Raw genomic sequence first — 15,624 nt, forward strand, 5'->3', positions numbered from 1 at the left:
AGACGTATATCGCTGTTATTTGCTATTTCGCCGTATCCTACTTAACCACAGCATCGTAAATAGGGTAAAACACACCTTTATATTATTCTTAGGTTAAAAAAATGAAACGTATTATAAAAGCCTCTTCAATCGCGCTTGCTCTGAGTATGTGCATGAATGCCCAAGCCGCAGACTTTGATTTTTCTTCAAAGGTGAACAGCGATGCAAATACGCTGGTTGTATTTTATAGCCAAGATGGAAATAACAGCCAATTTAAAGCGCTCGACAAGCAGTTCGATGGCCAATTGCAACGCGTTATTGATATAGAAAATTTTACCGGCGATTATGCTAAAGTGGCACAACTTGTTGCGCCAAGTAAAAGTAACTACAGCCGCGTTTTAGTCGCAGGTACTGGTAATACAAGCGAGTTTGATAAAGCAAAAGCAGCTAAGTTAGGCGGTAATATTCACGCTCAACTAGTTAAAGCCAAAGTAGGCACTGCCAGCGTTGTATTTGAAGATGTAACCGGTGTAAGTGACAATGCATTACTTGCTGCTAACTTTGCCCATGGTGCAAACTTACGCGATCATCGTTTTGAAAACTATAAAAAAGAACCAAACACTGAAACAGTTAGCTATACATTTGATGTTGATAACACTAAGCAAACTCGCAAGCTTTACACCCAATTAGAAAGTATTCAAGCCGGTGTTTTTTTAGCCCGCGATTTAACCTCTGAAGTCGCTACCGAAATGACACCTATTGACTTTGCTAATGCGGCAAAAGAATTAGCATCTTTGGGCGTAACCATCAAAGTATTGGAGCCTAAAGAAATAAAAGAACTGGGTATGGGTGCATTAGAAGCTGTTGGTCGAGGTAGCCAGCAAGGTGCCCGTTTAGTGGTTGCCCATTATAAAGGGTCTGACGATGCCCCTATTGCCCTTGTTGGTAAAGGCATTACGTTTGACTCAGGTGGTTACAGCATTAAAACCGGTGCATCTATTGCACGTATGAAGTCAGACATGGCCGGTGCTGCTGCAGTGCTTGGTACAGTTAAAGCAATGGCGTTAGCTAAAGCTGACAAAAACGTGGTAGCCGTTATGGGTATGGCTGCGAATATGGTATCGCAGTTTGCTGTAGCCCCAGGTGATGTTGTTCGCACCGCTGAGGGCTTAAGTGTTGAAATTTTAAATACCGACGCCGAAGGCCGCTTAGTGTTAAGTGATGCTATGTGGTATGCGCGTGAGCACTACAAACCAGAAATTATGATTGATGTTGCAACACTCACCGGTTCAAAAATCCGTGCTGTAGGCAATGAATATGCGGCTGTGTTCTCAGATGACGATACACTAGTATCTCAACTAACAGTAGCTGGTAAACAAGTAAACGAAAACCTATGGCGCCTACCCTTAGGGTATAAAGATATGTTGGAGTCTGACATTGCTGATTTAACAAATGTGGGTTCAGGTGGCCCAGGTGCAACCACTGCTGCCACTTTCTTAGAGCATTTTGCTGGCGATACCCGTTGGGTGCATATCGATATTGCAGGTAATGCCTTAGTGAAAAAAGGTAAAGATGAGCTTTCACCAGGGGGAACGGGGTTTGGTGTTCGCTTATTAAGCGAATGGTTATTAGCTAACTAATTGTTTATTAATACGAATAAAAGCGCCAAAGTAGGTTTACTACTTTGGCGCTTTTTGTACGAAAACAGTTTTATAGAGCTCAATACATCACTATTAATAAATTCTTAAAAGTGTGTTTATTATTTGATTTTGTTTGATTTATAGTCAAAAATAGAAGGAACAATTAATAACGAGGTCAAAGGAATGAAAATAACCTACCTGCTCTACAGCATTTTTTATTTAAGCATTTGTTTTCTTTTCTATTTTGAACAGCTCTCCACCATTGCTGCAGCAATTATAGTGCTGTTATCTGCAATTTTTTATATAAAACCAGCAAAATCTGAATCAGCAAATAACAATTCGTCACTAGGTGCCGTGCAGTCGTTCAATAACAAAATTGCACAAAACATTACCAAAGCCACCTCAAATAATGCCATAGGCGCAGCTGAAGTGTCATTTTATGTTGATAGCTTATCTAAAGAAATAGACGCTTGTTATAACGAGAGTGAAACTGTCGGGCGTGCCACACACGAGCTTTCACAAAATAGTACTGAACTCAGTGACAGCATGACCACTATTAATCAAGCAATGGTACAAACAGCGCAAGCCTCAAGCTCTGCCGATAGCCGCTTACAAACGGCCAGCAGCCAAATTGATTCGTTATCTGGCTCTATAGATAAAGTGGCCCAGCAATTAGATTTATTATTAAAAAGTGCCAGTGATATACAAAGCATTACCCAAGTTATTCAAAACATTGCAGAGCAAACCAATCTACTTGCTTTAAATGCGGCCATAGAGGCCGCTCGTGCAGGTGAGCAAGGTCGTGGTTTTGCGGTTGTTGCCGACGAAGTGCGTAACCTTGCAAATAAAACCAATGAAGCAACCAAACAAATTGCTGACATGCTCACAGACATTAACGCCAACAGTATAAAAACCAATGAAGATATGAAGCAGGTTTCACAGCAAAGTATTTCTGTAAAATCAGAGCTTGAAAACGTGACTCAATCCTTTTTAACAATTAACCAAGATATTGGTGCCTCATCTACCGCGCTTGATAGTATGCATCAGTCTGTTTCTGCATTTCAGCATGCAACCACACAAATAAATAGCTCAGTCACTAGCATCAGTAGTTTATTGGGCGAAGTTACTAAAAAAGGCAGTACAATTTCTCAGCAAGCGTCTTCTTTATCGCTGGGATCAGAATCAATATTTAGAGAGCTTGAAAACATAGAGTATGACGCATTCTTTAAACCAATCCTGATATCGGCTAAACACGCCAGTAAAGCAATTGGCGAATGTTTTGAGGGTTGGATCCAAAGCGGAAAAATAACCCAGCAACAACTTTTTTCGCAAAACTATAAACCCATCGAGAATACTAATCCAACCAAGTACACAACCGATTACGATAAACTTACAGATCAATCACTGCCGGCTATTCAAGAACCAATTCTGGAAAATAAAGACATAATTTTTGCAGGAGCCGTTGATACTAAGGGCTACTTTCCTACTCATAACAAACGCTATAGCCAAGCCCTAACCGGTAACTTTGAAAAAGATTTAGTAAACAACCGTACTAAACGTATTTTTAATGACCCGACAGGAATTCGCTGTGGTAGCCACACCGAAAGCTTTTTATTACAAACCTATAAACGTGATACCGGTGAAATACTGCATGACCTCTCGGTGCCAATTTATGTAAACGGTAAACATTGGGGCGGGTTTAGAATTGGGTTTAAAAGTACAACTCATTAATTAATATAAAAAGGGAGACACATGGTCTCCCTTTCTATATGTGATGTGTTTATTTTTTAGAAAACAGCATACGTTTAAAGGTGTTATCAGCCAAAATGTAATGATGAAATAATGCAGCCGCCGCATGTAAGCCTATTACGTAATAACCAACTTCGCCCGCTGTTTCGTGTATTTCTTTAATGGTTTTACCCAGCTCTTTGTTTTCACTTGCCAATGGAGGCAACTCTAAACCAAAAAACGGGATGGGTTTACCTGCTAAACTCAAAATCAGCCAACCAGCTATAGGCATAGCAAACATAAACACATACAGCGCAATATGAACAAATGTAGCTAATTTATTTTGCCACTTTGCAGGCTCAGGTTGTATGGCAGGTGCTGCACCACCCACTAAACGCGCAACTACCCTCACGCTTACTAAAGCTAAAACCGATAAACCCAACATAAAATGCCACATTTTAAAGGCATCACGGGTTTCAGTGCCTTTATCAAATAATTCGCGAAGTTCAATACTACCGTACACAGTGACAATTAAAATAAACATCAACCAATGCAAAGCAACAGAGAGTGTATTGTAATGAGTATCTGTATTTTTAAAATTCATAATACCTCCTAATAAACGCATTAAAGTTAAAAGCTCACTTATGCGTATGAGTACATGTATACAGGCTAACCTTTAATCACTCACAGTTTAATGATCTGAAACATAGAATGAGTTAATAAGTCAGTTCAATAGTTTAATGATTCTGGAATTTAAGTATTAGTTATAATAACTGAGCAAGCTTAAAATAAACTTAAATAATAGGCATAAAAAAACGGCAACCTTAAGTTACCGTTTTAAAAAAGCTACGTGTGTTTAAAAGTAATAAACCGCTAAAATTAAATGAATTTCTAGATCGTCAATCTTTGTATGCTAACCAATGCTTAGACAGCTCGCTCTTTTGATGTATGAAGTCAAGATTTTACCCCTTTGGTTCCATAGTCACTTATTAGGCTATGATGCCTCGATAACATCGAATATCTTTTCGACAATAGTTAAGCTATAACCTAAAGTAATGATAAATATCATAGAACCAAAGAAGTAAGCCTCAGCAAAACCATATATTTTTAGTGAAAAAACTGCTGAGGCAACCAATATAAGTAAAAAAAGAACTCCAATAGACCTTGTTAGACTTTTGAAGCGATTTTTAAAAACTTCAAACCTTCTCGGTTGCATGAAAATCAAATTTTTGCACATGTCATATGTGAAACCACCGTACATTATGATCGCAGCAAGCGAAATAGTTTTAACAAAGCTAGTACTTGTTTCATTGTATAGATCTTGATAGAAATTAATGAAATAAGAAAAAATAATAAGTAGAAGCCCTGAAATGGAAAATTTAACTAAATACTGCATTTTAATCCTCTTGATTTAAGAAATAGCCTAACGCCGCAAACAACAGCGCATAGGATGGCGTTGTTTTTGCTGGCTTTTGTTTTTAGCAAAAACGATGACAGCCGTTAATGCGTCTGCTTGCTTTGCTTTGTTATACGCATTAGTAATGAGGAGCAATATTTGGACTTCCTTCCCATTTAAAGCTTGCTAACAAATGATTTGTAATTTGCACCAATACATCTAAAACGGGCTGACTTATTTCAACACGTTGATAACTGCCGTCGGCGATTGTGTAACAAAGCTGATTGTTTTCAAGGTTACTCAAACCAAGAAAGCCTTCTGTTTCCATTTTTTTACCTTTTTTCTTGTCTTGCCAAGTTCCATATCCTCTTGATCGATCCTCAATATGTAATGCGGAATTTCTAATTTTCCTAACAGAAGGAAGTAAACGATTAAATTCATCACGACAGTGCTGTACCTGTTCAGGCATACCATCATAAATACAGAGTTCTTCCAAAAATTTACCAAAAGAGTCAACCGCATAAACAAATGTATGGGCATGTATAAATGGAATTTTATGGATATAGGATCTAGGCAGTATTCCCAGTTCAGCTTTTTTAAATCTTAATTGCTTTTCAGAGAGTATTCGATATTTATCGAAATCTTGGTAATAGTCTTCACCTGCCTCTTGACGAATTTTTTCATCTATTTCTCGCCTCAGTTCAGCATCTCTTTCCCATTCATTCTTGGAGTTAGGCCTTTCATTTCTACACGCTTCAAACATTGATAGTGAAATTGCAGCTTCTGTAACAATCCCCTCAATACTTCTAAACATACTTTCAATTTCATATTTGATTTCTTCATCTTCAAATTGAAGCCAAGTGCCTGGATAATTTAACTCGAAAATGTACATGTTCATCCTTGCGTATAACAGCTTATTGAACACCACTTTGGGGGGTTATAAAATCCCAAAGCGGCGTATATTACATTGTTCAATAATTCCACTAAATAACTTCAATGTAAACAAGTTATTACGCAAGTTATAAAACACTCGTTGTTAAAATACAGCAAAACGAATTTTAATAATGTTATTGGATAAAATACCACGCACTGTCTATATATACAGTGTCTTTTTTTATTTGAATATCGTTTATGAAACCCTGTTTCTAACCATGATTAAATTATAATGGTGCGATTTAAAACAAAAAAAGCACAACCCAAAAGGCTGTGCTTTTTAATCAACTAACACTCATACGTTTATAAATATTAGTTTACAAACGAATACCGCCGTCTATCTCTACTACACGGCCAGTAAAAAAGTCGTTTTCGATAATATACTGAGCAGTATGAGCAATTTCAGCGGTTTCACCTAAGCGCCCTACTGGTGTTACAGCAAGCATGCGCTGTTTGGCTTCTGGCTTCATTACATCGGTCATCGCGGTGCTAATAACACCTGGGGCAATGGCGCCAACGCGAATACCAAAGCGGCCAAGCTCTTTAGCCCATGTAGTGGTTAGTGCCACAACACCTGCTTTTGAAGCAGCATAGTTAGTTTGGCCAATATTACCAGCACGCGCTACGCTCGACATGTTTACAATTACGCCGCCTTTGCCTGATTCAATCATGTGGCTAGCCGCTTCGCGCCCTGCTAAAAATACACCTGTTAGGTTAACGTCAATCACTGATTGAAATTGATCAAGCGACATCTTCCTTACCACTTTGCCGTCTTTGGCTTTTATAAACATACCATCGCGTAAAATTCCGGCGTTATTAATTAATACCCCAATATGACCAAAGTCATTGTTAATGGTATTAAAAACGTCTTCAACTTCACTCTCAACGGTTACATTAGCGCTGTAGCCTTTAATAGTGCCTGTTACGCCAGCTAATGCAGATAGTTGCTCGGTTGCTTCATTTAATTGGGCTTGCGCCATATCAATTAAGGCAATATTAGCGCCCATTAAGGCAAACTTTTGCGCCATTGCAAAACCTAAGCCTTGTGCGCCACCGGTAATAACTACGGTATTATTTTTTATTTCCACAATACTTTCCTACTTCGAAAACAATTTAAAAATGGCACTAAAATCATCACTGCCTGCACCTTGGTGCTGCATCATAGTGTATAAATTTTTAGCCATTGAGCCCATTGGCGTCAGTGAATTACTTTGTTGCGCTGCTTCCATAGCAAGGCCTAAGTCTTTAGCCATTAAATCGACCATAAAGCCAGGTTTATAATTATTACTTGCAGGAGCGGTATCCATAACACCTGGGCAGGGGTTATAAAGTTCTAACGTCCAGTTACGACCCGAGCTTGCGCTCATTATGTCGCTGAGTACTTTTGCGTCGAGGCCGTTATTAATGCCCATTTGAATGGCTTCACTGGTGCCTGCCATTAAAATACTCAACAGCATATTGTTACATATTTTAGCAACTTGCCCTGCGCCAATAGCACCGGCATGGAAAATGTTTTTACCCATATCGACCAATACAGTATTGGCTTTATCAAATGCAGCTTGCTCACCACCCACAATAAAGGTCAGCGTACCCGCTGTTGCCCCTGCTACACCACCCGATACCGGTGCATCAACAAACGCAATACCTTGCTTGCTTAGGGCATGGCCTACATCACGAGCCGATTGTGCATCTATGGTTGAACAATCAATCACTAAAGTGCTTTTACTTAGTACTTTAATTAAACCCGGTTGCTCGTCTGTGCCTAAATAAAGTGATTTAACATGTTTGCTTGCCGGTAGCATGCTAATTAGCACATCAGCCTCGTGCGCACAGTCACTAGCGCTTTGCGCCGCACTAGCCCCATGATTCACAAGCTCTTTAACGGCCTCTGCACTTAAGTCAAAAACGCGCACACTGTGGCCTGCTTTAACTAAGTTTGCTGCCATTGGGCCGCCCATGTTTCCTAAACCAATAAATCCTATATTAAGTTTACTCATCGCTTTACCCTTGTAAATTTAGTTGTGAAAAGTACGGCTCTAGCGGATGTTGCTCGCCAAAGCGATTTGCAAAAAAGCTCTCTACTACTTCGCTTGGCACATTAGCTAAGGTTTTAAACTGCCACTGTGGCGTACCGTCTTTATCGATTAGTAAGGCTCGTACACCTTCTTGAAACTCGCCCACTTCGCCAGCACGAACCGACATACCTAATTCCATTTTAAAACAGTCAGCTAAGTTTTTGCCTTTGCTGTGTTTAAGCTGCTCACTCACTAAAGCACAACTTAATGGACAACCATGCGCCAACGATTTTTGTGCACGTTGTAGCCATTTGTCATCTGTGGTTAGATTTAAAATGTAATCGACCTGCTGCTGTAACGTGTCAAAGTCGCCTAACTTTTGAATTAGCGATAAGTTAGCTTTTAAATTGCCTTTAGGCATACGGCTAGAGTTGTTATCTAACTCAATAAGCAAGGTACTTAGCTTGTCGTGGTTTAAACTTGCTGTTTTACCCCATTTAGTATTGAGTAACGCTTCAACAAGCTCTGGGTATTTATCAGCATTTACAAAGTGATCGGCAAGCGATACAAGCTTAGCGTCTTCACAATTTATAGATGCCGAGGTCAGCCCTAAAAACAAACCAACATGGGCGGGCATTTTATGTAAAAAATAACTGCCACCTACATCAGGGTAAAGACCAATAGTTTGCTCTGGCATGGCAATGCGTGATGTTTCGGTAACAACACGATGACTGGCACCGGCCATTAAACCTAAACCGCCGCCCATTACAATACCGTTACCCCAGACTAAAATGGGTTTGTTGTAGCAATGAATTAGGTAATCGAGCTGATACTCTTGAGTAAAAAACTCTTCAACTAGTGAGCTCGGTTTACCCTCACTCATTGATTTGTGTAAGCTCACTACATCGCCACCGGCACAAAATGCTTTTTCACCAGCACCTTTAAGAACCACTAATGCAATGTTATCGTCTTTGTCCCATTGCTGTAGTTGCGGCTCGAGTAAGCTGATCATCTCAAAATTTAACGCGTTTAATGACTTAGGCGCGTTAAGCGTAGCAAAACCAATGAGTCGGCCATTGTCTGTGGTTGCCGTTTCAAATACCACGGCAGCATCAGCTGAATTTAAACGGGTTAATTCACTCATTAGCCATTCACCCAATTAGCTTTGCGTTTTTCTAAAAAGGCGTTCACGCCCTCTTGCTGATCTTCGGTATCAAATAAACCAACAAACAGTTCACGTTCCAGTGGCAATGCATTCGCCATTGGTTGATGACGCCCTTTTTGAATCAATGTTTTACATGCAGCAACCGACGATGGGCTTTGCTCTGACACTTGGTTTGCCAGTTTTAGTGCTGCTGCAAAGCTTTCACCTTGTGCAACTACTTCTTCCACTAAGCCAATTTGTAGCGCTTTATCGGCTTTTAAGCGCTCACCGCATAAAATCATGCGTTTTGCCCAGCCTTCACCCACTAGCCATGCTAAGTTTTGCGTTCCACCAGCACAGGGTAATAAACCCACTTTTGCTTCAGGCAATGCCATTTGTGCTTGCTCTTCTGCAATACGAATATCACAAGCAAGCGCTACTTCAAGCCCGCCACCCATTGCATAACCATTAATGGCTGCAACCGACACGCCTCTAAAATTAGTTAGCGCTTCAAACGCTTCACCAAATACACATGACATATCTGCAGCTACACCTTTGTCGCCACTGGCAAATACATTTAGGTCGGCACCGGCGCTAAAAAACTTCTCGCCTTCACCAGTCAGTACTAATGCATAAATATTTTTATTGGTGTTGAGCTGATTAACTGTGTCTTTAAGCGCCACTAAGGTGTCTTTCGTCCAGGTATTCGCTGGCGGATTCGACATAGTTAAAATAGCAACATGACCTTCAATAGTTAATTCAATGCTAGGATTTGACATACTAATCTCCTTATAAAACTTCGCTGGCTGATTCGGCTAAGATACGACGTGCAATAATCACGCGCATAATTTCGTTAGTACCTTCTAGAATTTGATGAACACGTACGTCACGTACATGGCGTTCAAGTGGGTACTCTTTAATGTAACCGTAGCCCCCATGAATTTGCAGCGCATCGTTACACACAGTAAAACCGACATCGGTTGCAAAACGTTTAGCCATAGCACAGTAAGTGGTTTTTTCACTGTCGTTAGTATCAAGTTTAAACGCAGCGAGTCGAACCATTTGGCGTGCTGCAACAAGCTCGGTATTCATATCGGCAATTTTAAATTGTAGCGCTTGAAATGCTGCCAATGGCTTACCAAATTGGGTACGCTCTTTTAAATACTCACGTGCAGTATTAAGTGCCGCTTGTGCAGTACCAATAGAGCAAGTTGCAATATTAATACGGCCGCCATCTAAGCCTTGCATGGCAAACTTAAAGCCTTCGCCCTCAGCGCCTAATAAGTTTGCTGCTGGAATTCGTACATCTTCAAAACTGATTAACCGTGTTGGTTGTGCATTCCAACCCATTTTTTCTTCTGCTTTGCCGTACTCAATACCTTTGGCATCTGCAGGTACAACAAACGCTGAAATGCCACTTGGGCCATCAGCCCCTGTACGTGCCATTACCACTAAAATTTCTGTTTCACCGGCGCCAGAAATAAACATTTTTGAGCCGTTAATAACATACTCATCGCCATCACGAACTGCTTTAGTTTTTAATGACGCAGCATCAGAGCCAGAGCCAGGCTCAGTTAAACAGTACGATGCCAGTAATTCACCCATTACCAATTGCTCAACGTATTTGTCTTTTACCGCATCGGTGCCAAAGCTTGCGATCATCCAGGTTGCCATATTATGAATGGTCAGCATAGCTGTAGTTGCTGTACAACCCAATGCAAGTTGCTCAAAAATAATGCTTGAATCTAAACGAGATAAACCTAAGCCACCGGCTTCTTCTGGCGTGTATAAGCCACAAAAACCAAGCTCACCAGCGGCTTTAATTGTGTCTTTTGGGAAAATATGTTCGCGATCCCACTTAGCTGCATGTGGTGCTAGTTCAGATTCTGCGAATTGGCGCGCCGTTTGCGCAAAAGCTTGTTGATCTTCAGATAAGTTAAAGTCCATGGTAGACCTCTTGTTGTGTTTTGTTTGTTGTCGGTGCATCCCATAACGGGAGTTATTAGTGAGGAGCGACAACATTATGTGTTGTGCCCCTCTTTTTTATTAATTATGCGGTTAAAATGTTACTTAAGATTAATACTCATATTTGGACCTGAAGCGATATCATCTTCAAACCAGCGAGAAGTAATGGTTTTGGTTTCTGTGTAAAAACGAATACCTTGTTTACCATACGTGTGAGTATCGCCGTAGAATGAGCCTTTCCAACCCGTGAACGAGAAAAATGGTAAAGGCACAGGAATTGGCACATTAATACCCACTTGGCCTACTTCAATTTCGTGTTGGAATTTACGCGCAGCCGCACCACTTGAGGTGAATAATGAAGTACCGTTGCCGTAAGGGCTCTCGTTAATGAGCGCAATAGCTTCTTCAAGGGTATCAACAAACATACACGCCAATACTGGGCCAAAAATCTCTTCTTTGTACAAGTTCATATCTTTGGTTACATCAGTAAATAACGTAGGACCTACCCAGTTACCTTGCTCGTAACCATCAACGCTAAAGTCAGAGCCATCAATTAAACAGGTAGCGCCTTGTGCTTTACCATCAGCAATCAGTGATAAAATACGTGCTTTTGCAGCAGGTGATGTTTGTGGGCCATAAGCCGCGTCTGCATCATCCCAAACACCTGGGCGTACACCTTCAAAGCCTGCTTTAATTTCATCAACCCAGTCTTTTGCTTGACCAACAAATACAGCCACTGAAATACCCATACAGCGCTGACCTGCTGCACCTACAGAGGCACCCACAAGGTTATTAACAACATGCGATTTACTCGCATCAGGCATAATTACTATGTGGTTTTTAGCGCCAACACACGCTTGAACACGTTTTAAGTTTTGTGTGCCTTTAGAGTAAATATAGGCACCTACACCACATGAACCCACAAATGAAATAGCACGAACGGCTTTGTCTTCTAATAAGCGGTCAACTTGTGGTTTTGTACCATGTACTACTTGTAACACGCCTTTTGGCGCACCGGCTTCAATAAATAGCTCAGCTAAGCGCATAGGAGTAAGTGGATCTTGCTCAGACGGTTTTAAAATAAAGGTGTTACCACACACAATTGCCAGTGGGAACATCCACAATGGGATCATTGCCGGAAAGTTAAATGGCGTAATACCTGCACACACACCCAGTGGTTGCATGTAAGAATACGTATCAATTTTACGCGCTACGTTTTCCATGGTTTCACCCATCATTAACGACGGCGCATTAGCAGCTTGTTCAACTACCTCAATACCACGCCACACATCACCTTTTGCATCTTCAAAGGTTTTGCCTAGTTCATGACAAATAATAGTGGCTAGTTCATCATGGTTTTCTTTTAATAGCGCCGCGTATTTCATCATAATGCGCGCACGCTCTGTAATAGGCACATCTTTCCATGTTTTAAATGTTTCGCTTGCTGATGCAATCGCCGCATCCATCTCTGCGTCTGTAGCGCATGGCACTTGCGCGAGCACTTCTTGATTAGCTGGGTTTACAACATCAATTAATTCATTTGACGTTGACTGAATGAACTCGCCGTTAATTAGTAAAGGTACTTGGTGCATAATAAATCCTATTGAGTCAATTTAATTGCCGCAGCGCTGTGATTGTTATAGTTGCTGCGGCTTTGTTATCAGTTAAAGTGCTTCGACTGCCATAGCAACGGCTTCACCGCCACCTATACACAAAGACGCAACGCCTTTTTTGAGGCCTCGGTTTTTAAGCGCATGAATAAGTGTTACTAAAATACGTGCGCCACTAGCACCAATTGGGTGGCCTAGTGCACACGCACCACCATTCACGTTTACTTTGCTTTCATCGAGCTTTAATTCGTTAATAGCCAGCATAGTGACCATGGCAAACGCTTCATTAATTTCCCATAAATCAACATCGGCGGTTGTCCAGCCAGCTTTTTCAAGAACGCTGTTCATTGCGCCCACTGGGGCTACGGTAAATTCACTTGGTTTTTGAGAGTGAGTGCTATGAGCAACAATTCTACAAAGTGGTGTTAAACCCTCAGCTTTTGCTTTTGATTCGCTCATTAGTATTAGCGCAGCACCACCATCTGAAATAGACGATGAATTAGCGGCAGTAATAGTGCCGTCTTTTTTAAATGCAGCTCTTAAGCTTGGAATTTTTTCAGGGCGTGCGTTGCCAGGTTGCTCATCAATTGAAACGGTGATGTCACCCTTACGCGTTTTAATAGTGTGCGGGGCAATCTCGTTATCAAACCACCCATTGTCTATGGCTGCGTTTGCTTTACTTAATGAACCCAGTGCAAACGTATCCATTTGCTCACGACCAATACCGTATTCATCGGCTGTGTCTTGAGCAAAGCAACCCATTGCTTTATTGTCGTAGGCGTCTTCTAGACCATCACTCATCATGTGATCTTTAATTTCGCCATGGCCCATTCGCATACCGCCACGGGCTTTAGGAATAAAATAAGGTGCATTGGTCATGCTTTCCATACCACCAGCGATTGCTGATTCAATAGAACCTGCTTTAATAAGGTCATTCGCTAACATCGCTGCTTTCAAACCCGAGCCACAAACTTTATTAATAGTGGTAGCGCCGGTGCTTAGTGCAAGCCCCGCTTTAAGCATTGCTTGACGCGCAGGTGCTTGGCCTAAACCGGCTGGTAATACGCAGCCCATAATTACTTCGTCAATTGCATCATTGCTTAAACCCGTTTGAGCAAGTGCACCTGCAATTGCCGTAGCACCTAATTCGGTAGACTGCGCATCGCTTAGTGCGCCCATAAATCCACCCATTGGGGTGCGTTTTGCTGCTACAATTACAACGCTTTCGAAAGACATAAAAGGCTCCATTTTCAATTAACGCAAACATGTTTTATTATGTTTAGCTTAATGTTTAAACTAATCTGATAAATACGAGCATACATAAAATTTACGTTTACGCCAACGTAAATCTAAAATCAACTTTCTAATTAGTGTAAAAACTGTAAAGTTAGCTTGCTAAAAATTTATTATATACTGTCTAACTGGCTTATAACGTTTATAAACACTCAACTTCTGCTGTATTTCCGCTTTTATTTTATACGTCTAAAGTATAACAACCAGATCGTACTTTACCTTTACGTAAACTTCACTTATATTGGGGTTATTCGAATGAGGTAAACATTACAATGAAATCAGATAATCAAACAAACTTTGCAAATTCAGCCAACGAGCCGGCTAAAAACGAACAAACTTTTAGCATTAGTGAATTGGCTAAAGAATTTGATATTACCACCCGCTCTATCCGTTTTTACGAAGACCAAGGGTTAATATCACCAGAGCGCAATGGTCAAACACGTATTTACTCAAAGCGCGACAAGGTACGCCTTAAGCTAATACTGCGCGGTAAACGTTTAGGTTTCACCTTAGCGGAAACAGGTCGTTTGTTTGAACTGTATGATGCTGATAAATCAAGTGCAAAACAGTTAGTTACTATGCTTGACCTTATCAGTGAGAAAAAAGCCGATCTTTCACAACAGATGGATGACATTAAAGTGGTTCTTATGGAACTGGTCACCGCTGAACGTCGCTGTCGCGACACGCTTAGCAAAATAGATGAATAAAATATAACAACGTCATCAACACACAGGAATTAATCATGAGCACTATTTCACTATATAAAGAAATGAACTTTGGCCTTGGCGAAACTGCAGATATGATCCGCAGTCACGTAAACAGCTTTGCCAGTCAAGAAATTGCCCCACTAGCTGAAAAAACTGACCTTGATAATGCGTTCCCCAATGAACTTTGGCCGCAAATGGGTGAAATGGGCGTGCTTGGCATGACCGTGGATGAAGAATTTGGTGGTGCTGGCTTAGGTTATTTAGAGCACGTTATTGCCATGGAAGAAATTAGCCGTGCAAGTGCCTCTATTGGTTTAAGTTACGGTGCGCATTCTAACCTGTGTGTTAATCAAATAAACCGTAATGGTTCACAAGCACAAAAAGAAAAATACTTACCTAAACTAATTAGTGGCGAGCACATTGGTGCGCTGGCTATGAGTGAGCCTAATGCGGGCTCTGATGTTGTTTCTATGAAACTCAAAGCAGAGAAAAAAGGCGATAAGTACATTTTAAACGGTAATAAAATGTGGATCACTAATGGCCCTGACGCAGATACACTGGTTATTTATGCAAAAACAGATTTAAACGCCGGCGCTAAAGGAATTACAGCCTTTATTGTAGAAAAAACTTTCCCTGGTTTTTCAACCGCACAAAAGCTCGACAAACTCGGCATGCGTGGTTCAAATACCTGTGAATTGGTATTTGAAAACTGTGAAGTACCCGAAGAAAATATTTTAGGTAACTTAAACGAAGGCGTTAAGGTACTTATGAGTGGCCTTGATTATGAGCGTGTTGTTTTAGCGGCTGGCCCACTTGGCATAATGCAAGCGTGTATGGATATTGTTGTGCCTTACATCCATGAGCGTAAGCAATTTGACAGCCCTATTGGTCAATTTCAGTTAATACAAGGCAAAATTGCTGATATGTATACACAAATGAACGCAGCTCGCTCATATGTGTACACAGTAGCAAAAGCATGTGATCGCGGCGAAACCACCCGTAAAGACGCTGCTGGCGCAATTTTATATGCCGCTGAGCTTGCAACTAAAATGGCATTAGACGCAATTCAAATTTTAGGCGGTAATGGTTATATAAATGAATACGCAACAGGTCGCTTGCTGCGTGATGCGAAATTATATGAAATTGGTGCAGGCACCTCAGAAATACGCCGTATGTTAATTGGTCGCGAATTATTCACTGAAAGCCGCTAAGGA

14 protein-coding genes are annotated in these 15,624 nt (G+C 40.9%); 4 read left to right on the top strand and 10 right to left on the bottom strand.

All coding sequences use genetic code 11. The features are described from left to right. Positions 1 to 101: 101 nt before the first annotated feature. Both ACTRWE_RS12725 and ACTRWE_RS12730 read left to right on the top strand, forming a co-directional pair. The gene (locus ACTRWE_RS12725) at positions 102 to 1,619 is read left to right on the top strand and encodes a leucyl aminopeptidase family protein (RefSeq protein ID WP_215521660.1); all 1,518 of its coding nucleotides are present in this window, start codon (positions 102 to 104) and stop codon (positions 1,617 to 1,619) included. A 183-nt stretch (positions 1,620 to 1,802) separates the two neighbouring features. Continuing rightward, positions 1,803 to 3,350 (top strand): methyl-accepting chemotaxis protein, encoded by a 1,548-nt coding sequence (locus tag ACTRWE_RS12730; RefSeq protein WP_462880117.1) that lies wholly within the window; start codon positions 1,803 to 1,805, stop codon positions 3,348 to 3,350. A gap of 49 nt (positions 3,351 to 3,399) precedes the next feature. Here ACTRWE_RS12730 and ACTRWE_RS12735 read toward each other — a convergent pair whose 3' ends face one another. The 10 genes from ACTRWE_RS12735 to ACTRWE_RS12780 form a co-directional block, all read right to left on the bottom strand. After that, positions 3,400 to 3,951, bottom strand: a complete 552-nt coding sequence (locus tag ACTRWE_RS12735; RefSeq protein WP_462880118.1) for a cytochrome b — start codon at positions 3,949 to 3,951, stop codon at positions 3,400 to 3,402. Between the two features lie 390 nt (positions 3,952 to 4,341). Then, entirely contained in the window at positions 4,342 to 4,743 is a 402-nt protein-coding gene (locus ACTRWE_RS12740) for a hypothetical protein (RefSeq protein ID WP_462880119.1), read from the bottom strand. Positions 4,744 to 4,882: 139 nt separating this feature from the next. Continuing rightward, the gene (locus tag ACTRWE_RS12745) at positions 4,883 to 5,635 is read right to left on the bottom strand and encodes a hypothetical protein (RefSeq protein WP_462880120.1); all 753 of its coding nucleotides are present in this window, start codon (positions 5,633 to 5,635) and stop codon (positions 4,883 to 4,885) included. 358 nt (positions 5,636 to 5,993) lie between these two features. Then, entirely contained in the window at positions 5,994 to 6,764 is a 771-nt protein-coding gene (locus ACTRWE_RS12750) for an SDR family oxidoreductase (RefSeq protein WP_462880121.1), read from the bottom strand. A 9-nt stretch (positions 6,765 to 6,773) separates the two neighbouring features. Then, positions 6,774 to 7,673, bottom strand: coding sequence for a 3-hydroxyisobutyrate dehydrogenase (gene mmsB, locus ACTRWE_RS12755; RefSeq protein ID WP_462880122.1), 900 nt, complete (start codon positions 7,671 to 7,673; stop codon positions 6,774 to 6,776). A 4-nt stretch (positions 7,674 to 7,677) separates the two neighbouring features. Next, complete coding sequence (locus ACTRWE_RS12760; protein ID WP_462880123.1) at positions 7,678 to 8,835, bottom strand: enoyl-CoA hydratase/isomerase family protein; 1,158 nt, start codon at positions 8,833 to 8,835, stop codon at positions 7,678 to 7,680. After that, entirely contained in the window at positions 8,835 to 9,614 is a 780-nt protein-coding gene (locus tag ACTRWE_RS12765) for an enoyl-CoA hydratase (RefSeq protein ID WP_076919543.1), read from the bottom strand. The genes ACTRWE_RS12760 and ACTRWE_RS12765 overlap by 1 nt, the downstream gene beginning before the upstream one ends. A gap of 10 nt (positions 9,615 to 9,624) precedes the next feature. Then, complete coding sequence (locus ACTRWE_RS12770; RefSeq protein WP_008114688.1) at positions 9,625 to 10,782, bottom strand: acyl-CoA dehydrogenase family protein; 1,158 nt, start codon at positions 10,780 to 10,782, stop codon at positions 9,625 to 9,627. A gap of 119 nt (positions 10,783 to 10,901) precedes the next feature. Continuing rightward, positions 10,902 to 12,392 carry a CoA-acylating methylmalonate-semialdehyde dehydrogenase gene (locus ACTRWE_RS12775; RefSeq protein WP_462880124.1) on the bottom strand — a complete coding sequence of 497 codons (1,491 nt, stop codon included), beginning with the start codon at positions 12,390 to 12,392 and terminating at the stop codon, positions 10,902 to 10,904. Positions 12,393 to 12,464: 72 nt separating this feature from the next. Then, positions 12,465 to 13,646 (bottom strand): thiolase family protein, encoded by a 1,182-nt coding sequence (locus ACTRWE_RS12780; protein WP_462880125.1) that lies wholly within the window; start codon positions 13,644 to 13,646, stop codon positions 12,465 to 12,467. Between the two features lie 329 nt (positions 13,647 to 13,975). Between ACTRWE_RS12780 and ACTRWE_RS12785 the strand changes: the two genes are divergently transcribed. Together ACTRWE_RS12785 and ACTRWE_RS12790 are read left to right on the top strand one after the other, a co-directional pair. After that, positions 13,976 to 14,410 (top strand): MerR family transcriptional regulator, encoded by a 435-nt coding sequence (locus tag ACTRWE_RS12785; RefSeq protein WP_008114692.1) that lies wholly within the window; start codon positions 13,976 to 13,978, stop codon positions 14,408 to 14,410. A gap of 35 nt (positions 14,411 to 14,445) precedes the next feature. Further along, positions 14,446 to 15,621 (top strand): isovaleryl-CoA dehydrogenase, encoded by a 1,176-nt coding sequence (locus ACTRWE_RS12790; protein ID WP_008114693.1) that lies wholly within the window; start codon positions 14,446 to 14,448, stop codon positions 15,619 to 15,621. Positions 15,622 to 15,624 lie beyond the last annotated feature (3 nt).

It is taken from the genome of Pseudoalteromonas sp. G5_S1_54_S4, from assembly GCF_054968565.1.